The organism is Acidovorax sp. MR-S7 (genome assembly GCF_000400995.2).
In the GTDB taxonomy this organism is placed as follows: Bacteria; Pseudomonadota; Gammaproteobacteria; order Burkholderiales; family Burkholderiaceae_C; genus MR-S7.
Genome location: NZ_DF238950.1, coordinates 160,356 through 184,043 on the forward strand (window position 1 = coordinate 160,356; position 23,688 = coordinate 184,043).

The 23,688-nt window shown below is 70.4% G+C and carries 18 protein-coding genes; 3 read left to right on the plus strand and 15 right to left on the minus strand.

From position 1 onward, the window contains the following. The first annotated feature begins 52 nt into the window (after positions 1–52). On the plus strand, positions 53–1,117 hold the full coding sequence (locus tag AVS7_RS16985; protein ID WP_020230804.1) for an ABC transporter ATP-binding protein: 1,065 nt from the start codon (positions 53–55) through the stop codon (positions 1,115–1,117). Positions 1,118–1,138: 21 nt separating this feature from the next. Here the strand turns inward: AVS7_RS16985 and AVS7_RS16990 are convergent, their stop codons facing one another. From AVS7_RS16990 to AVS7_RS23965, 13 genes are all read right to left on the minus strand, one after another. Continuing rightward, positions 1,139–2,344, minus strand: coding sequence for a Yip1 family protein (locus AVS7_RS16990; protein WP_020230805.1), 1,206 nt, complete (start codon positions 2,342–2,344; stop codon positions 1,139–1,141). 131 nt (positions 2,345–2,475) lie between these two features. After that, complete coding sequence (locus tag AVS7_RS16995; protein ID WP_020230806.1) at positions 2,476–3,216, minus strand: 1-acyl-sn-glycerol-3-phosphate acyltransferase; 741 nt, start codon at positions 3,214–3,216, stop codon at positions 2,476–2,478. 165 nt (positions 3,217–3,381) lie between these two features. Further along, a complete protein-coding gene (locus AVS7_RS17000) occupies positions 3,382–4,677 on the minus strand; it encodes a dihydroorotase (protein ID WP_020230807.1) in 1,296 nt (431 codons plus the stop codon). Positions 4,678–4,744: 67 nt separating this feature from the next. Further along, positions 4,745–5,707, minus strand: coding sequence for an aspartate carbamoyltransferase catalytic subunit (locus AVS7_RS17005; protein WP_020230808.1), 963 nt, complete (start codon positions 5,705–5,707; stop codon positions 4,745–4,747). 2 nt (positions 5,708–5,709) lie between these two features. After that, on the minus strand, positions 5,710–6,207 hold the full coding sequence (gene pyrR, locus AVS7_RS17010) for a bifunctional pyr operon transcriptional regulator/uracil phosphoribosyltransferase PyrR (protein WP_020230809.1): 498 nt from the start codon (positions 6,205–6,207) through the stop codon (positions 5,710–5,712). Beyond that, positions 6,204–6,623, minus strand: coding sequence for a Holliday junction resolvase RuvX (ruvX, locus tag AVS7_RS17015; protein ID WP_020230810.1), 420 nt, complete (start codon positions 6,621–6,623; stop codon positions 6,204–6,206). The genes pyrR and ruvX overlap by 4 nt, the downstream gene beginning before the upstream one ends. Further along, the gene (locus AVS7_RS17020) at positions 6,620–7,231 is read right to left on the minus strand and encodes a YqgE/AlgH family protein (protein WP_020230811.1); all 612 of its coding nucleotides are present in this window, start codon (positions 7,229–7,231) and stop codon (positions 6,620–6,622) included. The genes ruvX and AVS7_RS17020 overlap by 4 nt, the downstream gene beginning before the upstream one ends. Positions 7,232–7,289: 58 nt before the next feature. Then, complete coding sequence (locus tag AVS7_RS17025) at positions 7,290–13,217, minus strand: Hpt domain-containing protein (protein WP_034691809.1); 5,928 nt, start codon at positions 13,215–13,217, stop codon at positions 7,290–7,292. A gap of 47 nt (positions 13,218–13,264) precedes the next feature. Next, positions 13,265–15,532, minus strand: coding sequence for a methyl-accepting chemotaxis protein (locus AVS7_RS17030; protein ID WP_020230813.1), 2,268 nt, complete (start codon positions 15,530–15,532; stop codon positions 13,265–13,267). Between the two features lie 46 nt (positions 15,533–15,578). Further along, positions 15,579–16,106 (minus strand): chemotaxis protein CheW, encoded by a 528-nt coding sequence (locus AVS7_RS17035; protein WP_020230814.1) that lies wholly within the window; start codon positions 16,104–16,106, stop codon positions 15,579–15,581. Between the two features lie 20 nt (positions 16,107–16,126). Then, complete coding sequence (locus tag AVS7_RS17040; protein ID WP_011794058.1) at positions 16,127–16,492, minus strand: PleD family two-component system response regulator; 366 nt, start codon at positions 16,490–16,492, stop codon at positions 16,127–16,129. Then, the gene (locus AVS7_RS17045) at positions 16,492–16,896 is read right to left on the minus strand and encodes a PleD family two-component system response regulator (RefSeq protein ID WP_034691812.1); all 405 of its coding nucleotides are present in this window, start codon (positions 16,894–16,896) and stop codon (positions 16,492–16,494) included. Before AVS7_RS17045 ends, AVS7_RS17040 begins: the two co-directional genes overlap by 1 nt. Positions 16,897–16,947: 51 nt before the next feature. Then, positions 16,948–17,100 carry a rubredoxin gene (locus tag AVS7_RS23965; protein WP_082176588.1) on the minus strand — a complete coding sequence of 51 codons (153 nt, stop codon included), beginning with the start codon at positions 17,098–17,100 and terminating at the stop codon, positions 16,948–16,950. 115 nt (positions 17,101–17,215) lie between these two features. Here AVS7_RS23965 and AVS7_RS17050 point away from each other — a divergent pair, with 115 nt between their 5' ends. Further along, positions 17,216–18,154: a bifunctional hydroxymethylpyrimidine kinase/phosphomethylpyrimidine kinase gene (locus tag AVS7_RS17050; protein WP_020230816.1), complete on the plus strand. Its 939-nt coding sequence runs from the start codon at positions 17,216–17,218 to the stop codon at positions 18,152–18,154. Then, a complete protein-coding gene (hemL, locus tag AVS7_RS17055; RefSeq protein WP_020230817.1) occupies positions 18,138–19,448 on the plus strand; it encodes a glutamate-1-semialdehyde 2,1-aminomutase in 1,311 nt (436 codons plus the stop codon). Before AVS7_RS17050 ends, hemL begins: the two co-directional genes overlap by 17 nt. 75 nt (positions 19,449–19,523) lie before the next feature. Here hemL and AVS7_RS17060 read toward each other — a convergent pair whose 3' ends face one another. Then, positions 19,524–22,781 carry an ABC transporter permease gene (locus tag AVS7_RS17060; protein ID WP_020230818.1) on the minus strand — a complete coding sequence of 1,086 codons (3,258 nt, stop codon included), beginning with the start codon at positions 22,779–22,781 and terminating at the stop codon, positions 19,524–19,526. Further along, entirely contained in the window at positions 22,781–23,674 is an 894-nt protein-coding gene (locus AVS7_RS17065) for an ABC transporter ATP-binding protein (RefSeq protein WP_020230819.1), read from the minus strand. Before AVS7_RS17065 ends, AVS7_RS17060 begins: the two co-directional genes overlap by 1 nt. Between the last annotated feature and the right edge of the window lie 14 nt (positions 23,675–23,688).

The following is a 23,688-nucleotide window of genomic DNA, read 5'->3' on the forward strand; positions in this document are numbered from 1 at the left end:
GGCAGGATGCAAATGGGAATGATTCTACGCAACCGCATCCTAGAATCCGGCCATGTTCCTCGAAGTCTCCCAGCTCGACGTGCGGTATGCCAACCGCCCCCAAGCCGCCGTGCGCGGCGTGACCCTGGGCCTGGCGGCCGGCGAGATCGGCGTGCTGATCGGCCCGTCGGGCTGCGGCAAGACCACGCTGCTGCGCGCCGTGGCCGGGCTGGAGCCCGTGTCCGCCGGCGAGATCCGCCTGGAGGGCGACGTGGTGGGCGCCAGCGGCCGCAGCGTGCCGCCCGAGCAGCGCCGCATCGGCATGGTGTTCCAGGACTATGCGCTGTTCCCTCACCTGAACGTGGGGCGCAACGTGGCCTTCGGCATCCACGCGCTGCCCGCCGCCGCCCAGGCCGAGCGCGTGCGCGAGGTGCTGGCGCTCGTCGGCCTGGAGGGCAGCGAGGCGCGCTTTCCGCACGAGCTTTCGGGCGGCCAGCAGCAGCGCGTGGCACTGGCGCGCGCGCTGGCGCCGCGCCCGCGCCTGATGCTGCTGGACGAGCCGTTCTCCAACCTGGACGTGGACCTGCGGGAACGCCTCGCGCACGAGGTGCGTGCCATCCTCAAGGCAGCGGGCGCCACGGCGCTGTTCGTCACGCACGACCAGCTGGAAGCGTTCGCCATCGGCGACCGCATCGGCGTGATGGAAAGCGGCGAGCTTCACCAGTGGGACGACGCCTATGCGCTCTACCATCGCCCCGCCACGCGCTTCGTGGCCGACTTCATCGGCCACGGCGTGTTCGCGCCGGCCCGGCTCGTGCAGCAGGGCGGCCACGTGGTCGCGCACACGCAGCTGGGCAACCTGACGGACATCGACGGCTGTCCCCTGCCCTCGCGCTACCCCGGCGGCGAATGCGACATCCTGCTGCGCGCCGACGACGTGGTGCACGACGACGCGGCGCCGGTGCAGGCGCGCATCGTGCGCAAGGCGTTCAGGGGGTCGGAGTTCCTCTACACGCTGGAGCTGGCCAGCGGACTCACCGTGCTGGCCCACGTGCCCAGCCACCACGACCACGCGCTGGGCGAGTGGATCGGCATCCGGCCGCAGGTGGACCACATCGTCACATTTCCGCGCGCTTGAGAAGGCGGCGGGCAGCGCCCGTCAGGAAGTGCCCTTGCGCTGCAGGCTTTCCAGCGCCGGCAGGTCGATCTGGCCCATGAGCGCCTGCACTTCCTTGATGGCCATGTTCTGCGCCTCGACGGTGACGATCACGCCGTTCCCGAGCACCACCTTGAACTCCGACTGGCTGCCATCCTTCTCGTAGCTCTGCTGCAGCGTGCGGCTGCCCTCCTGCCAGGTCTTCTCGACCGAGGTTTCGGTCTCGTGCTCGGACTGCAGCTTGCCGGCGAGCTGCGCCAGCTGGCCCAGCCCGCCCGCGTCCACGATGGACACGCGCACCAGGGCGTCGCCGCGGCCGTATTCGGCGCTGGCCTGGCTCGTGGGCAGGCCCATCGCGGCGCCGTCGTGCGCCTCCAGGCCCGTGCGCGGCAGGCCGCCCAGCGTGCCGGGCAGCACCGCCTTGAGCGACTGCACCGCCACCGCCTGCCCGCCTGCGGCGCCCATGGCTGCGGCCATGGCCTGCGCTGCGGCAGCCGCGGCCTGGTTGGCATCGCCGCTTTTCTGCGCCTCTTCCATGCGGCGCGCGGCCTCTTCCATCTTCTTGCCCGCCGCCTCCAGGCCCGCTGCGCCCTGCCCGGCGGCGGCGGGCGCCTGGCCCGCACCGCCCCACATGGCAGGGCCGCTGGGCGTGAAGAGCGATCCCAGCGCGCCGATCACCACGCCCAGCACGATGGCCGCCACGACCACCACCGCCGTGTAGGGCAGCGAACGCTCCGGCGGGTTGCGCATCAGCACGGGCAGGCCCGCGTACAGCAGGTACAGCGAGTAAAGCGCCGCCACGAGGCCCAGGATTGCCATGGCCGGCAGCAGGGCGAATACGCCGCCGAGCAGGGCCGCGGTGCTCGCATAGACCGCCAGCTTGAGCGCCTGGATGGGGCTGGCCGTTCCGCCGAAGGTCGGGGCCAGCGCGTTGATGACGAGCGCCAGCAGGTACACGCCGACCAAGCTGAGCACGTACGACACCACCATGTTGGCCAGCCCCGCCAGCACGGGCACGCGGAACGTGAAGCCGAAGCCACCCACGCCGATCAGGGACATGCCGATGAAGCCGCAGACGGCGGGGATGGCCGCGAGGATCATCAGGTAGCCGGTGTACAGACCGGCCGGCGTGGCCGCCTCTACGGCAATGGCGGCCCACGTCTCTTTTGGCTTGAGCAGAATGTCCTTCGCGCGCTCGATCACATGCATGGTGCCCTCTCTCTCCGTTGAACGGTATGGAAAGCGCGCACGTTACTGCAAACCGTTGACACTTCCGTGTATGTAACAGCGATTTACACGCAGATCTGTTGAATATGTCGGCTTTTCGTGGGCGATGCGGCTCAGCTGCGGCGCAGCGCATCGACCGCGGCGTGCAGGTCCTGGCTCCACGCGCGGCGGTCGCGCCCCCCGGCCTGCTGGAGGGCGCCGAAATGCACCACGGCGACCAGCGGCGGCGCCATGAGGGTGCGCCAGACCGAGCCCACCAGGGTCTCGTCGCCGATGTAGCTGGGCGCATGGCTGGTGGCGCCCGTGCGCCGGTCCACGAAGCGCAGGCCCACGGGCTGCACCGGCGCGCCGGCCGCGACGGCGGCCTCGATCAGGTTGGCGTGGAAGGGCAGCAGCGTGCGCCCGTCGCCCGTGGTGCCCTCGGGGAACACGGCCAGCACCTCGCCCGCGTGCAGCGCATCGCGCATGCTGCCGACCATGCGCAGCGCATCGCGGCGCGATGCGCGCTCGATGTAGAGCGTGCCCGCGGCCGTGGCGAGCGTGCCCACGATGGGCCAGCCCTGCACATCGGACTTGGAGATGAAGCGGCAGTAGCGCGCCGCGTGCATCACTGGGATGTCGAGCCACGAAAGGTGGTTGGCCACGAGCAGCACCGGCCCGTGGCGCGCCGGCTCGCCGTGTACCCGCAGCGTGATGCCCGCGCAATGCAGCAGGCCCAGCGCCCAGGCCTGCACACGGGCCTGCTGCTGCTCGGGCGCCATGCGCGGAAAGCGCAGCAGCACGACCAGCAGCCCATGCAGCGCGTGGACCAGCAGGCGCAGCACCCGCCATGAGGCCCGCAGTCCGCGCAACATGGATCAGGGCTCCCTCAAGGTATCCAAGCATCCACCGGGAGCGTATCTCCAGGCGCTCGGCAGGCCAGCGGGTGCCGTGGAGCGGGCTTGGCCCGGCCACTGGCACCGTCCCCCTTCCCGCAGGAGAAGGGGGAAGCGGCGCAGCCGCTCAGGGGGCTGTCCCATTCACCCGCGCTCGAAGGCCAGCTGGCCGCCGACCAGGGTGCAGCGCACGCGGCCCGGCAGCTCGTAGCCCGAGAACGGCGTGTGCTTGCCCTGGCTGGCCAGGGCGCCGGCCTCTACCGTCCAGTGCGCCGCGGGGTCGACCACGCACAGGTCGCCCACGCCGCCTTCCACGATGCGGCCCACGCTGGCCTGCAGCGTGCCCAGCGATGTGCCCAGCACGCGCGCGGGCTCGGCCGTGACCACGGCCAGCGCGCGCGCCAGCGGCACGCCCGCATCGCGCGACCACTTGAGGGCGATGGACAGCAGCAGTTCCAGCCCCGTCGCCCCGGGCTCGGCCTCGGCGAACGGCAGGGTCTTGGCGTCCTCATCGACGGGCGTGTGGTCGGAGACCAGCGCGTCGATGGTGCCGTCGGCCAGCGCGGCGGCCAGCGCATCGCGGTCGCGCTGCTGGCGCAGCGGCGGCGTGAGGCGCGCACGGCTGTCGAAGTAGCCGATGTCGGCATCGGTGAGCAGCAGCGAGTGGATGCTCACGTCGCAGCTCACGTTCAGCCCCGCGGCCTTGGCCTGGCGTACCAGGTCCACGCCCGCGGCGCTGGACAGGCGGCACAGGTGCACGCGCGCGCCGGTGGTCTTGAGCAGCTCGAAGATGGTGTGCAGCGCGATGGTCTCGGCCGCCACGGGCACGCCCGAGAGGCCCAGGCGCGTGGCGAGCGGCCCGCTGGCGGCCACGCCTTTGCCCAGGTGCAGCTCCTGCGGGCGCAGCCAGACGGTGTAGCCGTAGGTGGCGGCGTACTGCAGCGCGCGCTGCATCACCTGGGTGCTGGCCAGGGGCACGTCGGCCTGGCCGAAGCCCACGCAGCCGGATTCGGTGAGCTCGGCCATCTCGGTGAGCACCTCGCCGGCCAGCCCGCGCGTGAGCGCGCCCAGCGGGAACAGCCGTGCCTGGTGCAGTTTCTCGGCGCGGAACTTGAGCATTTCCACCAGGCCGGGCTCGTCGAGCACCGGGTCGGTGTCGGGCGGGCAGACCAGGCTGGTCACGCCGCCCGCGACGGCCGCGGCCATCTCGGATTCGAGCATGCCTTCGTGCTCGTAGCCGGGCTCGCGCAAGCGCGCGGCGAGGTCCACCAGGCCGGGCAGCACGAGGCAGCCGCCAGCGTCGATCACGCGGTTGGGCGTGAAGTCTTTGGGGTCGCGGTCCACCGCGATGATGCGGCCCGCCGCGAGGGCCACGTTGCACACCTTGTCGAGGCCGCTGGCGGGGTCGATCACCCGGCCGTTCTGGATGAGTATTTTCATGGTTTCAAGCCAAATTGGCCGCCAGCGCTTACTGGGAAAGCGCAAGCAGCTATGAAAATAATAGTCTTCAAGCCTCGTTCCCGGCGACGATGGACATGACGGCCATGCGCACGGCGATGCCGAAGGTGACCTGCGGCAGGATCACGGCCTGCGGGCCGTCCACCACGGCGGAGTCGATCTCCACGCCGCGGTTGATGGGGCCGGGGTGCATGACGATGGCGTCGGGCTTGGCGAGAAGCAGCTTCTCGGGCGTGAGGCCGAAGCTCTTGAAATACTCCTGGCTCGAGGGCAGCAGCGCGCCGCTCATGCGCTCGTTCTGCAGGCGCAGCGTGATGACCACGTCGCAGCCCTTGATGCCCTCCTCCAGGCTGTGGAACACGCGCACGCCCATCTGCGCCAGGTCGCCGGGCACCAGCGTTCGCGGGCCGACCACGCGCACCTCGGCCGCGCCGAGCGTGGTGAGCGCATGGATGTCCGAGCGCGCCACGCGCGAGTGCAGCACGTCGCCGACGATGGCGACCGTGAGGTTGCTGAAGTCCTTCTTGTAGTGCCGGATGGTGTACATGTCCAGCAGCCCCTGCGTGGGGTGCGAGTGCCGCCCGTCGCCCGCGTTGACCACGTGCACGTGCGGCGCCACGTGCTGCGCGATCAGGTAGGGCGCGCCCGACTCGCTGTGGCGCACGACGAAGATGTCGGCGGCCATGGCGCTCAGGTTGTCGATGGTGTCGAGCAGCGTCTCGCCCTTGGCGGTCGATGAGCGCGCGATGTCGAGGTTGAAAACGTCGGCCGAGAGGCGCTTGGCCGCGATCTCGAACGTGGTGCGCGTGCGCGTGCTGTTCTCGAAGAACAGGTTGAACACGCTCTTGCCGCGCAGCAGCGGCACCTTCTTGACCTCGCGCTCCTGCACGCTCACGAAGTTGGCGGCGGTGTCGAGGATGTGCGTGACGATATCGCGCGGCAGGCCCTCGATGGACAGCAGGTGGACCAGCTCGCCGTTCTTGTTGAGTTGGGGGTTGCGCTTGTACAGCACCGTCAGACCTCTTTGATGTCGAAGTGGAAGGCGCCGCCCTCGGTACGGGCGAGCGACAGCGATTGGGTGGCGGGCAGCGCGACGCGCGCGGCGGCGAACTCGGCCGCCACGGGCAGCTCGCGCCCGCCGCGGTCCACCAGCACCGCCAGGCGCACGCGGGCCGGGCGGCCGTAATCGAACAGCTCATTGAGCACGGCGCGGATGGTGCGGCCGGTGTAGAGCACGTCGTCGAGGACGAGGATGTCGGCGCCGTTCACGTCGAACGGCAACGTGGTTTGCGTGCTCGCGGCCAGGCCCCGGCTGGCGAAATCGTCGCGGTGCATGCTGGACGACAGCACGCCCGCGCTGCCGGGCAGGCCCAGATCCTTCTGCAGCCGCTCGGCCAGCCACGCGCCGCCCGAGGCGATGCCCGCCAGTTGCGTATCCGGCCCGCGCGCCGCGCGCACGCCGCGCAGCAGCTCGGCGTAGAGCGCCTCGGCGTCCAGCGTCAGGTAACTCATGGAAGACTCCTCAAAAACTGTTCCAGGATGATGCAGGCGGAGGCCGCGTCGGCGTCCCGCGCGCCTTGCGCATGCGCCTCGGTGGTGCTGTAGCGCTCGTCCACCTCGAAGACCTGCAGGCCGAAGCGCCCGCGCAGCTGGCGCGCGAACTTCTGCGCGCGCGCCGTGTTCTCGTGCGGCGCGCCGTCGGGATGCAGGGGCACGCCTACCACCAGCGCGTCGGGCTGCCACTCGCGGATGCGCTCGGCCACCTGGGCGAAGCGCGCATCGCCCTCGGCGCGGATCGTGGCCTGCGGCGTGGCCGTGCGCAGCATGCGCGTGCCGACCGCGACCCCGGTGCGCTTGAGTCCGAAATCGAAGGCCAGGAAGGATTGGAAGTGCGCGGGAGGGACGGCCGGGGCAGGCTGGCCGCTCATGCACGCCCCGCTTCGGGCGACAGCATCCACGCCTGCAGCCCCAGCAGGCCCAGGGCACGGTCGTAGCGCTCGCCCACGGGGGTCTCGAAGATCACCGCCGGGTCGGCGCCCACGGTCAGCCAGCTGTTCTCGGCCAGTTCGGATTCGAGCTGGCCCTCCCCCCAGGACGAGTAGCCCAGCGTGACCAGCACGCGCCGCGGCCCGGCGCCGTGCGACAGCGCCTCCAGCACGTCCTTGGAGGTGGTCATCTCCAGCCCGCCGGGGATGGCCATGGTCGAGGCGTAGGCGGAGTCGTCCGCCTCTTCGTCGTCCGACGCGGCGGCGGCGCGCATGGGATCGTGCAGCACGAAGCCCCGCTCGGTCTGCACCGGCCCGCCCTGGAAAACGGGCTCGCGCGTGAGGTCCTTGCGCCCGAGCGACAGGTCCACCTTCTCGAACAGCCCTTCCAGGCTGATGTCCATGGGCTTGTTGATGATCAGGCCCAGCGCGCCGCGCTCGCTGTGCTCGCACAGGTACACCACGCTGCGCGCGAAGGACGCATCTTCCAGCCCCGGCATGGCGATCAGGAAGTGGTGCGTCAGGTTCATGGGCGCGGACTCGGCAGGCATGGCCCGATTTTAGGGCCTGCGCCGCGGGGCCCGGCGAAGCCCCCGCGGATGCGCTGCGTCAGGCGCTTGGCACCTCGGCGGCCTGGCGGGTGTAGTGCTGCACCAGGCTCAGCAATTCCTCGTCGGAGTAGGGCTTGCCGAGGTAGTGGTTCACGCCCAGCTCCATCGCGTGGTCGCGGTGCTTCTGCGCGATGCGCGAGGTGATCATGATGATCGGCAGGCCGTGCAGCGCCGCGTCGGCGCGGATGTTGCGGGCCAGGTCGAAGCCGTCCATGCGCGGCATCTCGATATCCGAGAGCACCACCGCCGGCCGCTCCTCCTGCAGCCGCTCCAGCGCCTGCAGGCCGTCGGCCGCCAGCGCCACGCGGTAGCCCTCGCGCTGCAGCAGGCGCTGGGTGACGCGGCGCACGGTGATGGAGTCGTCCACCACCAGGACCAGCGGCACCTGGCTGGCGGAGGCCTGCGGCGCCGCTTCGGGCGTTGCGGGCGCCTCGGCAACGGCCGGCGCATGCGTGGCGCTGCGCACCTGTTCGCCATACACCGTGGACAGCGCCACGGGGTTGTAGATCAGCACCACGGCGCCGGAAGCCAGCACGGACATGCCGGCCAGGCCCGGCAGGCGCGACAGCTGCGGCCCCAGGTTCTTCACCACCACTTCCTGGTTGCCCAGCACTTCGTCCACATGCACCGCGATGCGCTGCGACGCGCTGCGCAGGATGACCACGGGGCGGCTCTTGCCCGCCACTTCCTGGCTGCGCGCGGAAGCCTGCAGCAGGGCGCCCGCCCAGTAGAAGGGCAGGTCGCCCATGCCATCGTGGAAGCTGTGGCCGGCATAGGCGGCATCGAGCTCCGCGCCCTTCGTGCGGCGCACGATCTCGATGAGGCTGGCAGGAACGCCGAACGTGAGCGTGCCCGCGCGCAGCATCACCACCTGCGTCACGGCCGTCGTCAGCGGCAGCACCATGCGGAACGACGAGCCTCGGCCCGCAGCCGTCCCGGTTTCGATGCGGCCGCCCAGCGCGTTGACTTCCGAGCGCACCACGTCCATGCCGATGCCGCGGCCCGCCAGGCCCGTGACCTCCGTCGCGGTGGAAAAGCCCGGCATGAAGATGAGCTGCGCCGCATCGGCGTCGGTGAGCGGCGCGTCTTGCGCGATCAGCCCCTGTGCCACGGCCTTGGCACGGATGCGGTCGATGTCCAGGCCCGCGCCGTCGTCGCGGAACTCCACCGAGACGTCGTTGCCTTCGTGCCGCAGCGCGATGGTGATGGTGCCCACGGCAGGCTTGCCCGCGGCGACCCGTGCCTCGGGGGCCTCGATGCCGTGGCCGGCGCAGTTGCGCAGCAGGTGCTCGAAGGCGGGCGTCATGCGGTCCAGCACGCCCCGGTCCATTTCGATGGAGCCTCCGGAGATGTCCAGCTTGATCTGCTTGCCCGTTTCCTTGGAAGCCTGGCGCACCACGGCATAAAGGCGCTCGGAGATGCCCTCGAACTCCACCATGCGGGTGCGCAGCAGGTCGCGCTGCAGCTCGCGCGCCTGCCGGCCCTGGGCGATCAGGTCGTCCTCGGCGCCCTCCATCGCGCGTTGCATGTTGCGCTGCACCGTGGCCACGTCGTTCACCGACTCGGCCATCATGCGCGTGAGCTCCTGCACGCGCGTGAAGCGGTCGAACTCCAGCGGGTCGAAGCCCGCCGCCGAATCCCTGGACAGCGCCAGGCGCGACTGCATCTGCGATTCGGCCTGCACCTCGATGTCGCGCATCTGCTGGCGCAGGCGCTCCAGGTTGCCCGTCAGGTCGTCCAGCGAGCCGCGCAACTGCGTCATGCGCGCGTCCAGGCGCGAGCGGGCGATCATCACCTCGCCCGCCTGGTTCACCAGGCGGTCCAGCAGCTGCGCGCGCACCCGCACCGACTGCCCGCCAGCCGTGCGTGCCGGCACGCTGGCCACGGGCCGCGCCACCGGCGCCACTGCAAGAGGCTTGGGCCGGGACGCAGCCAGCTCGGCCGCGGGCGCTGCAGCCGCCGGCTCGTCCGGCAGGGCGGCAGCCGGCACGGCCACGGGTTCGGTCAGCGGCTGCGCGCCGATGGTGCGCAATGCGTCGAAGCTCGCCTGCAGGCCATCGAAGCTCGCCAGCAAGGGCTCGATGTCCTGCGCCGTCACGGCTTCCGTGTCGATCTGCTCGACGGCGGTTTCCATGCGGTGGGCCATTTCACCCAGCCGCATCGCACCCGCCAGGCGGGCGCTGCCCTTGAGCGTGTGCAGGGCGCGCAGCAACTCGCTGCGCGCGCCCAGGTTCTCGGGGCGTGCCGACCACTGGCGCAGCGCGGCGCCGAGGGTGGGCAGCAATTCCAGCGCCTCTTCCTCGAAGATCGGGAACAGGTCGGGGTCGATGATGTCCAGCACGTCGATGTCGTCATCGACGCTGGATGCCACGGCATGCGCGATGGCGTCATCGATCAGCTGGTCGCGGTCCAGTTCCGTGGCCGGCTGCGCCGAGGGCAGGGCCCGCGCCACGGCGAGCGGCGCAGGGGCTTCGACGGCGTCCGCGCCTTCCCCTTCGGCAGCCTCGTCCTCCAGCTGGGCCATGCCGCTGGTCACCTCGGTCTGCAGGATGGCTTGCAACTGCTCCAGCAACTGCGCGTTGGGCTCCTTGAGGAAGCCGGCGGCGAACTGGTGCAGCAGGCGGCGGATGTCGTCGGCTGCCGCATTGAAGCACTGCGCCTGCTCGGGCAGGCCGCGCGGCTGCAGCTGCACGTGCTGCAGCGCATGCTCCAGCATGCGCGCCATTTCCGACAGCGCCGCGAACCCCACGGTGGCGGAGCTGCCTGCGAGGGAATGGGCCAGCGCCACCGCCGTATCGGGCAGCGGTCGGTGCAGCTCCAGCGACCACTCCTGCAGCGACGTGACCAGCCGTCGCGACCATTCGTCCGCTTCGTTGAGGTAGACGTTGTACAGCGGTATGCCGATGCGCAGGTGCTCGATGACCTTGACAGCCTCATCGACCGGCACAGCCGCGGCTGCATCGAGGCTTTCCTCCGCGGGCACCTCGGGCTCCTGGGAAATCTCGGGCTCGGCGCTGGCTGCGTGCGGCTCCAGTGCGCCCTCAGGCTCTTCCAGGATGAATTCGGGCGTGATATCCGTCGCGATGAAGAACGCCTCTTCCAGTGAAGGCGCCTCCTGCACCGCAGGCTCCGCAGGAGCCTCGGCAGCGTGCGCCTCCTGCTGCGCCGCGGCCTCAACCGCCTGCTCGAAGACCGCGAAATCGATCTCTTCCGCCAGCTCCGCCGCAGTGAGCTCGGCAGGTGCGTCCTCCGGGGAGGCTGCCTCTTCGGCCTCATGGATCGAGGTGTCCGCGAAATCGTCGGCCTGCCCCAGGTCGATGTCGGGCAGCAGCAGGTCGAACTCGAGAGGCGCCGCCTCGGCCTGCGCGGGTCCGGGCATCGTATCGGCCGGGGATTCATCCTCCGGCAAGGGCACCTCGGCCGCCTCAGGCTCCTGCGGCAGCGCGGCAGGTTCGGGAACCGCTTGCGGCTGCGCAGCGCCGGGCACTTCCAGGGGCACGAGGGTGCCCTCCACGCGCATCGCATCGGCCGTGGCCTGGAATGCCTGCGGATTCCAATGGTCCGCCGATCCAGTCGCAATATCGTCCGCCCAGCGGCCAAATGCCTGCAGTGCTTCGCTCGACAATTGCAGCAGCGGCGCCTTGATGGGCTTTTGCTCCGCCAGCCAGGCATTGAGCGTCTGCTCCATGGACCATGCGGCCTCGCCAAAATCGTTCAACCCGACCATGCGCGAGCTGCCCTTGAGCGTGTGGAACGCACGCCTGAGCGTGGTCTGCTCGCTCAGGTCTCCGGGTTCGTTGTGCAGTGCCGCGACGGCAGCCAGGCCGTTGGCCACCACTTCCCGCGCTTCCTCCAGGAAGATGTCCAGGAGTTCGTCCTCCCCATCGTCGTCCTGCGGCACGGGAGGGGCCACGCTGGCCGGCTCCGCCGCATCGGGCGCGGGTACGTCCAGAGGCACGGGGGACGACACCGCGGCCTCTTGCGTGGCCGGCAATGAAAAATCCAGGTCGACCAGCAGGGCGGGTGCGGTGTCCTGCGCGGGCGAGGGCTCGGTGAGTTCCGGCGCATCGGGAAACGCCAGTTCGGCTTCGGGCTCCTGGCCACGCGACTCGAGCGCGGCCTCGGCCTCTCGCGGGCTGTCGGCAGCGCGCGTGCGCACACGCCCCATGAGGATCCGCAGCTCTCCCAGTTCCTCGTCGTAGACGAAGAGCTTGCGCGCCATCGTGCGCTGGTAGCTCAGCATGTCGATGAGAAAGCCCAGCGCGCCCAGGCTGTTGCCGAGCTTTTCGAAGACGCCCTGGCGCTCCTGCGCGGGGATATCGTTGATCAGCAGGCGCTCGACGGTATCGCGCATGCGCACCACCGCCAGCGATGCCTGGTCCAAGCCGAGCACCGAAAGAACGCCCCGCATCTGCTGCAGGCAGCCCGGCACGGGCTTGAGCGCCGCGACGTCCTCCGGGTTGCGGAAGAACTGGTCCATGGACTTCTCGGCTTCCGCCAGCGTCGCGCGCAATTCGTCCACCACGCTGCCCATGGTCTGGTGGTCGCTCACGCGGCGGTACAGCTCCTCCATCCACTGCTCGAGCGGCTGGGGCTCGCCGCCCGCGGCCACACCGTCGAGCCGGTCGGCCAGGCGCGCTGCGCGCTCGGCCATGTACTCCTGGGCCACGTCCAGCTCCTCGAAGGACGCCTGCAGGTACAGGACCGAGGTGGCCACTTCCATGGCCAGTGCCGCCGACGGCGGTTCTCCCGCGCGCGTGGTCGCCTCGACGGCACGCGTCAGCGCCTGGGCCAGCGGTTCACTGTCCGGATGGAGCTTGCGCAGCGAATCGCACACCAGGCTGAACTGGTCGGCGGCTGGCTTGAGCTTGAGGCGGTCCCCGCCCGCCAGCGCAGACCACGTCTCCGTCGCGGCCGCGATGCGCTTGCGCGCCTGGGCCAGGAGGGCCGGGTCGAACAGGCCGAAACGCGGGGTGTCGTAGTCCACCGGCTTGTACCGGTCCAGCCCGAAGGCCTGCCGCACGGCGAGCAGCGCGGGCGCATCGGCGGCCGTGCGTGCCGCATCGGCCTGGGCGCAGAAGAACAGCAGGTCTTGCACCAGGCGGTCGGCAATGGCGCCATCGCCCTTGGCCAGGGCCGCATACTGCATCAGCACGCGCGAGGCCACGCGCTTGACGTACACGTCCGGCTTGAGCATGCCATGGGCCAGCGCTTCGAAGAAGCCAGCGCAGATCTTCCAGAACGCGCGCGATTGCCGGTCGGTCTGCGCTGCCGCGAACCCCATGCAGGTGTTCTGCATATCCGCCGCGGCGCCCGCGTCGGCGTTCTTGACGATGCGCAGCACGGCGCTGTCCAGGCGTGCGCGCGCCTCGGCACCATAGGGCAACGGCGTTTCGGGCACCGGCAGGTCGGGCTCGCGGAAGCGCCGCTCCACCGGCCACAGGTCGGCCGGGTGCACGCGGTCCGCTCCCGCCAGGGCCTGGGCCTCGCGATACTGCGGGAACAAGGCCACGGGAGACACCTGCTTGCCGGCAAGCACGTTCTCCAGGTATTCGACCAGGGCGAAGCTCGCGCGCTCGATCACCTCAGCCGCATCGTCGCTGCACAGTTCGGGCCGCTGAACAAAGCGCTGCACGGCGGTTTCCATGGCCCGCAGCACCAGCGCCGGCGGAGTCATGCCCACCATTTCGAGCGCGCCGCTGGCCTGGTGCAACTGCTGGCGTGCGATGCGCAGCGCGCCCGCATCCAGCGAAGCCAGGTCGGATTCCCGGGCGACCTCCGCGTCACGCACAAACCTGCGCATGGCCTTGACGGCTCCGTCCAAGGATTTGCGCAGCTCGTCAAGCACCCATGCGAGGGGCCCGAGGTCCTGCTCACCCTGGGCCCAATCGGCACCCGGAGCGTTTGCGGCATCGATAGATGACATGGATGCGTCCCCGGCTGTCGCGCAGCCAGTTCGTTGAAGGGATGGGCTCAGGCGATCTTGAACCGTGCCACGGACTGCCGCAGTTCCTCGGCCATGTGGGACAGCTCGCGCACCTGCTGCGCCGTCGTGCGGGTGCCTTCACCCGTCTGCTCCGTCACCGCGAAGATGTGCTGGATGTTGTCGGCCACGCCGTTGGCCAGTTCCGCCTCGCGCGACGTGGAGGACGAGATCTGCTCGATCAGCTCCGCGAGGCGGCGCGACACCTGGTCGATCTCGGACAGCGCGGTACCGGCGCTGTCGGACAACCGCGCCCCCTCGACCACGCCCTGCGTGGAGCGCTCCATGGCGGCCACCGCATCCTGCGTGTCGGTCTGAATCGCCTTCACGAGCGCCGAGATCTGGCGCGTGGCGTCCGCTGAGCGTTCGGCCAGGCGCTGCACTTCCTCGGCCACCACCGAGAAGCCGCGGCCGGCTTCACCGGCGGATGCGGCCTGGATGGCGGCGTTCAGGGCCAGCACGTTGGTCTGCTCGGTAATGTCGGAAATCAGCTCGGTGATTTCGCCGATCTCCTGCGACGATTCGCCCAGGCGCTTGATGCGCTTGGACGTTTCCTGGATCTGGTCGCGGATGGCGTTCATGCCGCCGATGGCGTTCTGCACGGCCTGCAGGCCGGAGTCTGCGGCCTGGAGCGACTGGCGGGCCACCGAGGCCGATTCCTGCGCCTGGGCGGACACGTCGTTGATGCGCGATGCCATGTCCAGCACCGAGCGGCCCGTTTCCCGGATTTCGCGCAGCTGCTCGGTGGAGGCGGCCAGCAGCTCCGTGGAAGTGCTGTCCACCTGCGCCGTGGTCTGTGCCACGCGGGCAGCGGTGTTCTGCACGCTGCCCACCAGCTGGCGCAGCTCTTCCACCGTGTAGTTCACGGAGTCGGCGATGGCGCCCGTGATGTCCTCGGTCACCGTGGCTTCCTGGGTCAGGTCGCCCTCGGCCACCGACTGCAGTTCGTTCATGAGACGCAGAATGGCGGCTTGGTTGGCATCGTTGACGCGCTTGGCCTCCTGCTCCTGGCGCTTGGCATCGCGTTGCAGCGCTTCGGCGGCGGACTGGCGGTTGCGGCTGTCCAGCAGCTGCACGCGGGAAATGCCCACGCCGCACAGCAGAACGAAGAGGCCGGCGACGGCCAGGGCCGCGAACTGCCCCGCCCCCATGCCCGACTGGGCCGACAGCTTGGCCTGCAGGCCCTCGAGCTGGCGTCGCAGCGGCTCGCTGTCGGCAATGATGGCCGATTGCGCTTCCCGCGCGGACACCAGGCCCTGCAGGTTGCCCAGGATGGCGCCGGCCTGCGTGCGCGTCTGCTCGTAGAGCTTGATCAGCGCGTCAAGCTGCTCGCGCGTCTGCGCATCGCGCGTGGGAGACAGGCGCAGGTCGGCGCTGCCGTCCAGCATGCCCTGGGCGATCTCCTTGAAGGAGTTCAGGTCCTTGCCCAGCAGGAACACGGCTTCGGGACTCACGCCTTCGGTGGTCTGGAATTCGTTGGCGGACTTGCCGATGCGCTGCGTGAGCATCACGAGCTGGCCCGCGGCGGAGATGTCCGACGCCGGCGCGTTCTGCTGCAGCTTGAGCGACGACACGGTTTCCGCGATCTCCAGCAGATCGGAGGACTGGCGGTTGATGGTGCGCAGGGCGTCGCCGACCTGGGTCAGGATCTTCTGCTGGCCCATCACCACCTTGGCATTGCGCTCTGCGCGCTCCATCAGCGGCGTGATGGCGTCCAGTTCAGGCTTGAACGGCTCGCCCAGGGCCTGCACGTCCAGCTCGCCATCGCCGTTGCCCAGCGCACGCACGTTGCGCGCCAGCACGCCCGAGCTTTCCACCACGTCGGGGAACGCCTGCGGGCTGCCCACCAGGGCCTGCGACACCGACTTGGCCAGGCGCTGCGACTGCATCAGCGATTGGCCCGTGGCGGCCAGCTGCTGCGCGGAGCGGTTGGCCTGCTGCAGCACCCAGCCTGCGATCAGCGCCAGCACCACCAGGCCCACGCCCAGCAGCAGCAGCAGGCGCCGCTGGTGGCTGGCCGCGGTGGCGCGCCCCAGCAGGGGCAGCGCCACCATGTCCTCGTCGGCGAATTCGCCGTCTCCGTACTGCGAGGGCACGCCCGGGTCGCCCTGGACGCTGTGCATGGCATCGGCCTGGTAGGCCTCGGACAGCGCGCCGACAGCCAGGGGATCCTGACCCGCGTCCTGCAGATTCGGATCGGCGTCCGGGTCGGCGGGTTTGCGGTTGAACAGTTTTCCGAGGGAATTGACGACGGACATGGTGCTGCCTTATGGAAGAAACACAAGCACGGGTTGCTGAGTGAACTCAAGCACTGATGCTGAGAAACGCGGGATGCTGGGAAAGGGCCTGCAGATTCAGTTCCTGCCAGCGCGTGCCCTGGGAATCGAGATAGGTGGTGCCGAAATAGGGCGGCGCATCGTCCTGCGCGGGCTCGGACGATACGAAGGCTTCGGCGCCGCGCAGTCCTGCCAGCTTGTCGACGAGCAGCGCGGCGTTCACCTCCAGCGCCCCGTTCAGTGCCAGCAGGCTGGACTCGGCCAGAGCCTGGTCCGAACGCGCCGCGGAGGCGCCGAGCAGCGCAGCGAGGTCCACGACGCCCGTCAGCGACCCGCGCAGGTTGGCCACGCCCAGGAACCATGGCTGGGTGTAGGGCACGGCCTGCACGCCGCCCCAGGGGAAAATCTCTCCCGATTGCCCCAGGGGAAGAAGGAAACGGCTGCCGGCGGATTCCACGGCCAGCCAGGACGAGACGGACGACCCCTCTCCCCGCGCGGCCTGCAGCCGTGCCGCGAGGCGTGTCTGGAGCTCTTTCAGCGCTTCACGATTGGCCATGGGCGAACAGCGGTCAGCCTTTAGTTGAGCGCGTCGATCTTGGCCTGCAGCTCGGCAGGATCCACGGGCTTGGTAATGTAGCCGCGCGCACCCTGGCGCATGCCCCAGACGCGGTCCGTCTCCTGGTTCTTGCTCGTGCACATGATGATGGGCACGTCGGCATACTGCGGATCGCGGGAAATGGCGCGCGTCAGCTGGAAACCGTTCTGGCCGGGCATGACGACGTCCATGAGGATCAGGTCGGGCTTTTCCTCGGCCAGGCGGCGGAAGGCCTCGTCCGCGTTCTCCGCCGTGCGCACCTGCATGCCTTTCTTTTGCAGCAAATCGGTCAGAAACATCAACTCGGTCTTCGAGTCGTCAACCACCAATACCTTCTGGATCGGCATTACATAGCTCCTTGTTGCGCATTTCCGAATTGCTGCACTGCCTGCAGCAATTGGTCTTTGGTAAATGGTTTGGTGAGATATTCCTGGCAGCCGACCATGCGGCCGCGCGCCTTGTCGAAAACCCCATCCTTGGACGACAGCATCACCACCGGGGTATCCGCGAAACGGGCATTGCGCTTGATGATGGCGCAGGTCTGATAACCATCGAGCTTGGGCATCAGGATGTCGCAGAAAATCAATTGCGGCTGGTAATCGTTGACTTTGGCCAAGGCATCGAAGCCGTCGTCGGCCAGCAGCACCTCGTGCCCCCCCTGCTTGAGGAAGATCTCGGCGCTGCGCCGGATCGTATTGCTGTCATCCACCACGAGGACCCTGAACGTGGGGCCGGTTGTTGTCGTAGCCAATTCTCACTGCTCCTGACAATAACGATAAACAACGCTGGCAGGAGCCGCGCCTCAAATCTGGACCATCTCGAAGTCTTCCTTGCGGGCCCCGCATTCCGGACAGGTCCAATTCATAGGGACATCCTCCCAGCGGGTTTGGGGTGGAATGCCGTGCTCGGGAGATCCCGCTGCTTCGTCATATATCCAACCGCAAATCAAGCACATCCAAGTCTTGGGATCCGTCACAGCTTAAGGGGCCTTCACATAGAATGCAACGATTGTATCTAGTGATCACTGCGGGATGCAGCTTTCGTGCCACCGTTTACGCTGGCACTTCTTCATGAGCACGAATACCCCTTCTCCCCTGGATGACACGGCCGCGCAGGCCGATAGCGGCGAAGCCGCTTCGCCCATCTGCGTGATGGTCTTCAACGCCAACGACCCCAGCGGCGCGGGCGGCCTCGCGGGCGACATCGCCGCGGTGGCCTCGGTCGGCGGGCACCCCGTGCCCGTCGTGACCGGCACCTACGCGCGCGACAGCGCGGAGATCTTCGAGCACTTCGCCTTCGACGAGGACACCGTGGCCGAACAGGCCCGCGCCGTGCTGGAGGACATGCCCGTGCAGGCCATCAAGGTCGGCTTCGTCGGCAGCCCCGAGAACCTCAGTACCATCGCCGAGATCGCGGCCGACTACGCGCAGGTGCCCGTGATCGCCTACATGCCCGACCTGTCCTGGTGGAGCGACGACGCCATCGACCAGTACCACGACGCCTTCCGCGAGCTGCTGCTGCCGCAGACCTCGGTGTTGGTGGGCAACCACAGCACGCTGTGGCGCTGGCTGCTGCCGGACTGGAGCAGCGAGCGCAGCCCCTCCGCGCGCGACCTGGCCATGGCCGCGTCGGAAAGCGGCGTGCCCTACCTGCTCGTGACCGGCGTGCCCCTGCCGGAGCAGCACATCGACAACGTGCTCGCCTCGCCCCAGTCGGTGCTGGGCAACGGCAAGTTCGAGCGCTTCGAGGCCACCTTCATCGGCGCGGGCGACACCCTCTCGGCCACGCTGGCCGCCCTGGTGGCCAGCGGCTGCGACCTGGGCGAGGCCACCAGCGAGGCACTGACCTACCTCGACGGCTGCCTGGAGCACGGCTTTCGCCCCGGCATGGGCCACGTGCTGCCCGACCGGATGTTCTGGGCCCAGCCCGACGATGATGATGACGATGACGAGCCCGCAGCCGACCCCATCGCAGGCTTCGAGATGCCACCCCATGACACCAAGCACTGACCGCAACACCACCCTGTTCGAACGCGCCAAGGCGCTCATCCCCGGCGGCGTCAACTCGCCTGTGCGCGCCTTCCGCGCCGTGGGCGGCACGCCGCGCTTCATCGCGCGCGCGCAAGGCGCCTACATGTGGGACGCCGATGGGCAGCGCTTCATCGACTACATCGGCTCCTGGGGCCCGATGATCCTGGGCCACGGCCACCCGGCCGTGCTGGAGGCCGTACAAAAGGCCGCGCTGGAAGGCTTCAGCTTCGGCGCGCCCACCGAGCGCGAGGTGGAGCTGGCCGAGGAGATCATCCGCCACGTGCCGTCGATGGAGATGATCCGCCTGGTCAGCTCCGGCACCGAGGCGGGCATGAGCGCCATCCGCCTGGCGCGCGGCGCCACGGGGCGCAGCAAGATCATCAAGTTCAACGGCTGCTACCACGGCCACGCCGACTCGCTGCTGGTCAAGGCCGGCTCGGGCCTGGCCACCTTCGGCCACGCCACCAGCGCGGGCGTGCCGCCCGAGGTGGTGCAGCACACGCTGGTGCTCGAATACAACGACGTGGCGCAGCTCGAAGAGGCCTTCGCGCTGCACGGCAAGGATGTGGCCTGCGTGATCATGGAGCCGATCGCGGGCAACATGAACTTCGTGCGCGCCAGCGTGCCCTTCATGCGCCGCGCGCGCGAGCTGTGCACGCAGCACGGCGCGCTGCTGGTCATCGACGAGGTGATGACGGGCTTCCGCGTGGCGCTGGGCAGTGCGCAGAGCCTGTATGCGCAGCAGATCCCCGGCTTCGCACCCGACCTCACGGTGCTCGGCAAGGTCATCGGCGGCGGCATGCCGCTGGCCGCCTTCGGCGGGCCGCGCGCCATCATGGAGCAGCTCGCGCCGCTGGGCCCGGTCTACCAGGCCGGCACGCTCTCGGGCAACCCCGTGGCCACGGCCTGCGGCCTTGCCACCCTGCGCGAAATCGCCAAGCCCGGCTTCTACGAGCAGCTGGCCGCGCGCACGCGCGCGTTGATCGGTGGGCTGGCAGGTGCGGCGCAGGCCGAGGGCGTGGACTTCTGCGCCGACAGCGAGGGCGGCATGTTCGGCTTCTTCCTGCTGCCCGCGCTGCCGCAGAACTACCCCGAGGTGCTCACCACCGACGGCGCGCGCTTCAACCAGCTCTTCCACGGCCTGCTGGAGCGCGGCGTGTACATCGCACCCGCGCTGTACGAGGCCGGCTTCGTGAGCGCGGCGCACACGGCGGCGGACGTCGAGGCCACCGTGGCGGCTGCACGCGAGGTTTTCAAGGCGCTCTCAAAATAGGAGCTGCTTGCGCTTTTCGTTCAATGATTTTGGATAGTTTTCCTATCTAAGCCATTGAATGACAGGCGCTGGCAGCTATTCTTTTTGCACGTTGTCCGCGGGCGAGCGTTCATAGGCGGGCCAGCCGTCCAGCCATAGCGCACCGCCCAGGCGCCACGCGCCCTCGGCACGGCCGGCGTCCTGCCAGCCGCCCACGTTCCAGCGCCAGCGCTCGCCGGTGCCGTCGGCGTGCAGGTCGGAAGCCAGCGGCGGCCCCAGCATCCAGGCCGCATATTCGGCGCCCCAGGTCCGGGCCAGCGCCTGCTCCACCGCCATGCCGCCGCGCACCGCCGCCAGCAGGGCGGCCAGCGCATCGGCATCCACCCGCTGCACCGCGTGCAGCGCGGCCAGCGGCGTGTGGTGTTGTGCCCAGCCGCCGTAGGGCGCGAGCGCCAGCGGGCCGACGGGCGCGGTGCTGGCGGCCAGTGCCTGCGTGGCGTCGGCCGAGGCGCGCGTCATCAGGCCCTGCACGAAGGACGCATCGCCGGATTCGGCCACGCACAGCAGGCCGAGGGCGCCGGGCAGGCCGTGCGCCAGCCACTGCCCGCCCGGCCCCTGGCGCAGCGCGGCGGCGTCGGCCACATGGCGCGCGGCGAGCGCGCGGGCAATGGCGGCGCGGCGCTTGGCGCGGCCCACGCCGGCCTCGGCCACGTCCCAGTGCGGGCCTTCGGGCAGCCAGAGCAGGCCGCCGGCCAGCAGCGGCTCGCCGAGTTCGCGCGGAGTCTGGGCGACGGTGTCCACGGCGATGTCCGCGCCGAGGCGCCGCGCCACGCAGGCCTGCATGTCCTGCACGTCCCGCGCCACGGCCTGCGCGGTGGCGGCGCGCGTGGCGTCGTGCAGCACCTGCAGGCCTTTGACGCGGCTGGCGTGCAGGCGCGGGGCGCGCAGCGCGGCAAAGTCCAGCGCGCCCGTGGTGTGGCCTTCCTGTTCGCCGCCGCCGTCGATGGCGATGCGCCAATGCCAGTCACCCGACGGGGCCACGCCCTGCGCCGCCACCGAGGACTGCCAAGGGGGCAGGCGCACTTCGGCAGGTAGCCCTGCGGCGGTACGCTCGGCGGGCACGCGCAGCAGCCGGGCTGCGTCGAAGCCCAGGCGCGGCAGCACGTCCTGCGCGCGCAGCCACACGCCGGCGGGCGTGAACCACGGCGTCTCGCCTTCGGCCGTCCAGCCGCGCGGGGCGACCGTGAACGACAGGCGTACTTCGCAGCCCACAGCGCAGGCACCGAGGGGCACGGCGATGTGGTCGTAGTCCGATTCGGCCGCCACCGGCGCGCCGTCCACCTGTGCGGCGTGCAGCGTGAAATCCGGCGGCAGTTCGGCGTGCAGCCAGCCCTGCGGCGCCCGCACGCCGCGTAGCAGCCAGTCGCCCTGCACGGTGCGCGTGGCGGGATGCACGGCCAGCGCGACCTCACCGCCCGTGGTGCTGAACGGGGCATCGCCGCGCAGCCAACGGCGCTCCCACTGCGCGTCGTCGGCGCGCTGCTGCGCGGGCGATTGCCAGCCGCCCTCTTCCACCAGCCGCGCATGCAGCAGCGCGCCCGTGGCGGCCGTGCCTGCCAGGCCCATGGCCAGCGCCGCGCCCGCCGGGCCGCGCAGACGCTGCGCGGCCTCGGCCAGGCGTACGCGCCAGCGCACATCAGTGCCGCGCGGAACGATCAGAGCGGCCAGCGCGGCGAACAGCAGCACCAGCGCCAGCTTCCAGGCATCGGCCGCGAGCATGGGCGCGATCCATGGCCCCCAGCCCGTGGCAGCGGAAATCGTCGCGGGGAGGGGCAGCCCGATTTGGTACGGCGGATAGTCGACCAGCGCGGCTTCGTGGTTCACGATGAGCACGAAGGCCAGCAGCATGGCCGCCGCATGCGCCACGCCCGCGCGGCGCACCAGCGCATGCACCAGCAGCACCAGCACGGCCACTTCCAGCAGCGCGGGCCCGTGGCGCAGCGCCTGCATGGCCACCGGCTGCCAGAGGCTGAACGCCTGCGGCGCGGCGATGGCGGTGGTGAGCAGACTGGACAGGGCCACCAGCTGCACCAGCACGAAGGCCACGGCGCCGACGGCGATGCAGCGCGCCGCGAAGCGCAGCGCCACGGGCATGGGTGCGGCGTCGGCCATCTCGGCGAAGCCGCCGCGCTCGTCGCGCCGCGCCATGCCGCCCGCCAGCGCCGCGATGATAAACACGGTGACCAGGTAGGTGAACTTGAACAGCAGCGGACCCAGCAGTTCGGGCCGGGGCACCATCGGCCCTTCGGCATGGCCGACGACGTGCACGAACGCGCCAGCCACGCCCATGGCCACGAGCAGCGCGCCGCCGAGCCACGCGGCGCGGCTGCGCAGCACCTGGGCGGTCTGCCAGCGCGCCTCCTGCCCCAGCGCACGCCACCAGGAAGTGGCCCGGGCCGCAACCGGCATGGCGGCCACGCGCACGGTGGCCTGGCGCGGGGGCTGGAGGACGGCGGGCGCCTCCAGCATCAGCCGCTCGCGCCGCACGCGCGGCAGCGCCCAGGCCAGCCACAGCACGGGCGCCAGGCACCACAGCACGCGGTTGAGCGCGAAGCCCGGCGTGACGGCGATGAGCGCGCCGCGCTTTTCCTGCGGCGTCCAGCCGAGCACCTGGCGCTCGGCCTCGCCGAAGCCCGAGGGGTCGACCACCGCCACGAGGAAGTCGCTGATGTGCCCGTCCTTGATGACGATCATGGCCGCCATCCACACCGCGCACAGCAGCGCCGCCACGGCGAACGGCCCGGCCATGCCGCGCGTGCGCAGCGCGGCCAGCAGGTACAGCGCGCCGCAGCCGGCCGACAGCGGCACGATGTAAATGAGCCAGCTCCAGGTGAGGGCCGCCCAGGGCGTGGGCCCCATGCTGCCCGCGGGCACCAGCCCCGCCGCCTCCAGCAGCGGCGCGGCCACGAAGCCCACGGCCTGCGACGCGCCCAGCAGCAGCGCCACGCCCCAGGCGCCCAGCCAGCGCCCGGCCAGCAGCGCCGCCAGCGGCACGGGCGCGGCCAGCACCACTTCGTGCAGCTGCGCCTGCCGCTCGCGCGCCACGCACTGGCCGAACACCCAGGCCCAGGCGAAGAACAGGAAGAAGGACATGCCCGGCGTCATCAGATACACCAGCATGGGCGCGTTGCGCGGCACGTCGGCCGCGTTCATGTCGCGCAGGTAGCCCGCGCTGGACAGCACCAGCAGCAGGTAGGCGGTGAGGCCGGCGAAGATCAGCGGCGCGATGCCGCTCGCCAGGCCCGCGCGGAATTCGGCGGCGGCTTCGCGCACCAGCACGTGGGGGGCGCGCATCAGGCGGCCTCGGCCTGGTCGGCCAGGCCCGCGCCGGCCAGGGCGAGGTAGTACACGTCTTCCAGGCCGGGGGTGCGCGGCGCGAAGGCGTCACCGGGCCGCTCGCCGTGCACCACCACGCGCGTGCCCTGCGGCGCGGCGGCCAGGTGCAGCGCGCCCGCGGGCAGCGGCGCGCCGTGCGGCACCACACATTCCCACAGGCGCCCCGCCAGCGGCGCGGCCAGGTCGGCGGGCGTGCCTTCGGCCACCACGCGCCCGCCCGCCAGGATGGCCAGGCGCGCGCAGAGGTTCTGCACGTCTTCGACGATGTGCGTGGACAGCAGCACCACCGCGCCCTGGGCCACGTCGGCCAGCACGCGGTGGAAGCGGTTGCGCTCGGCCGGGTCGAGCCCGGCGGTGGGCTCATCGACCACTAGCAGGCGCGGCGAGCCGATCAGCGCCAGCGCGATGCCGAAGCGCCGCAGCATGCCGCCCGAGTAGGTGGCGACGGCGCGGCCTGCGGCGTCGGCCAGGTTCACCTGGTCGAGCAGCGCATCGACCTCGGCGCGGCGCGCGCGCGCATCGGTGCGGCCCTTGAGCCAGGCGAAGCGTTCCAGCAGGCTGCGCGCGCTGACGCCGGGGTAGGCGCCGATCTGCTGCGGCAGGTAGCCCAGGCGCTGGCGCAGGTGGTGCGGGTCGGCGAGTACGTCCACGCCGTCGAGCAGGATGCTGCCCGCATCGGGCCGCTGCAGCGTGGCGAGGGTGCGCATCAGCGTGCTTTTGCCCGCGCCGTTGGGGCCGAGCAGGCCGTAGAGGCCGGGCGGCACGCGCAGATCCACGCCCTGCAGCGCGGGCACGCCGCCCGCGTAGGTCTTGGCGAGGCCGCGCACTTCGAGGCCGGTGAATGCGGTCATGGTGGATAAACTCC

Coding starts and splice junctions, on each gene's coding strand:
- AVS7_RS16985 (WP_020230804.1), top strand. CDS start 53: ATGTTCCTCGAAGTCTCCCAGCTCGACGTGCGGTATGCCAACCGCCCC.
- AVS7_RS16990 (WP_020230805.1), bottom strand. CDS start 2,344: ATGCATGTGATCGAGCGCGCGAAGGACATTCTGCTCAAGCCAAAAGAG.
- AVS7_RS16995 (WP_020230806.1), bottom strand. CDS start 3,216: ATGTTGCGCGGACTGCGGGCCTCATGGCGGGTGCTGCGCCTGCTGGTC.
- AVS7_RS17000 (WP_020230807.1), bottom strand. CDS start 4,677: ATGAAAATACTCATCCAGAACGGCCGGGTGATCGACCCCGCCAGCGGC.
- pyrR (WP_020230809.1), bottom strand. CDS start 6,207: ATGAGTTACCTGACGCTGGACGCCGAGGCGCTCTACGCCGAGCTGCTG.
- ruvX (WP_020230810.1), bottom strand. CDS start 6,623: ATGAGCGGCCAGCCTGCCCCGGCCGTCCCTCCCGCGCACTTCCAATCC.
- AVS7_RS17020 (WP_020230811.1), bottom strand. CDS start 7,231: ATGCCTGCCGAGTCCGCGCCCATGAACCTGACGCACCACTTCCTGATC.
- AVS7_RS17025 (WP_034691809.1), bottom strand. CDS start 13,217: ATGTCATCTATCGATGCCGCAAACGCTCCGGGTGCCGATTGGGCCCAG.
- AVS7_RS17030 (WP_020230813.1), bottom strand. CDS start 15,532: ATGTCCGTCGTCAATTCCCTCGGAAAACTGTTCAACCGCAAACCCGCC.
- AVS7_RS17035 (WP_020230814.1), bottom strand. CDS start 16,106: ATGGCCAATCGTGAAGCGCTGAAAGAGCTCCAGACACGCCTCGCGGCA.
- AVS7_RS17040 (WP_011794058.1), bottom strand. CDS start 16,492: ATGCCGATCCAGAAGGTATTGGTGGTTGACGACTCGAAGACCGAGTTG.
- AVS7_RS23965 (WP_082176588.1), bottom strand. CDS start 17,100: ATGTGCTTGATTTGCGGTTGGATATATGACGAAGCAGCGGGATCTCCC.
- AVS7_RS17050 (WP_020230816.1), top strand. CDS start 17,216: ATGAGCACGAATACCCCTTCTCCCCTGGATGACACGGCCGCGCAGGCC.
- hemL (WP_020230817.1), top strand. CDS start 18,138: ATGACACCAAGCACTGACCGCAACACCACCCTGTTCGAACGCGCCAAG.
- AVS7_RS17060 (WP_020230818.1), bottom strand. CDS start 22,781: ATGCGCGCCCCCCACGTGCTGGTGCGCGAAGCCGCCGCCGAATTCCGC.
- AVS7_RS17065 (WP_020230819.1), bottom strand. CDS start 23,674: ATGACCGCATTCACCGGCCTCGAAGTGCGCGGCCTCGCCAAGACCTAC.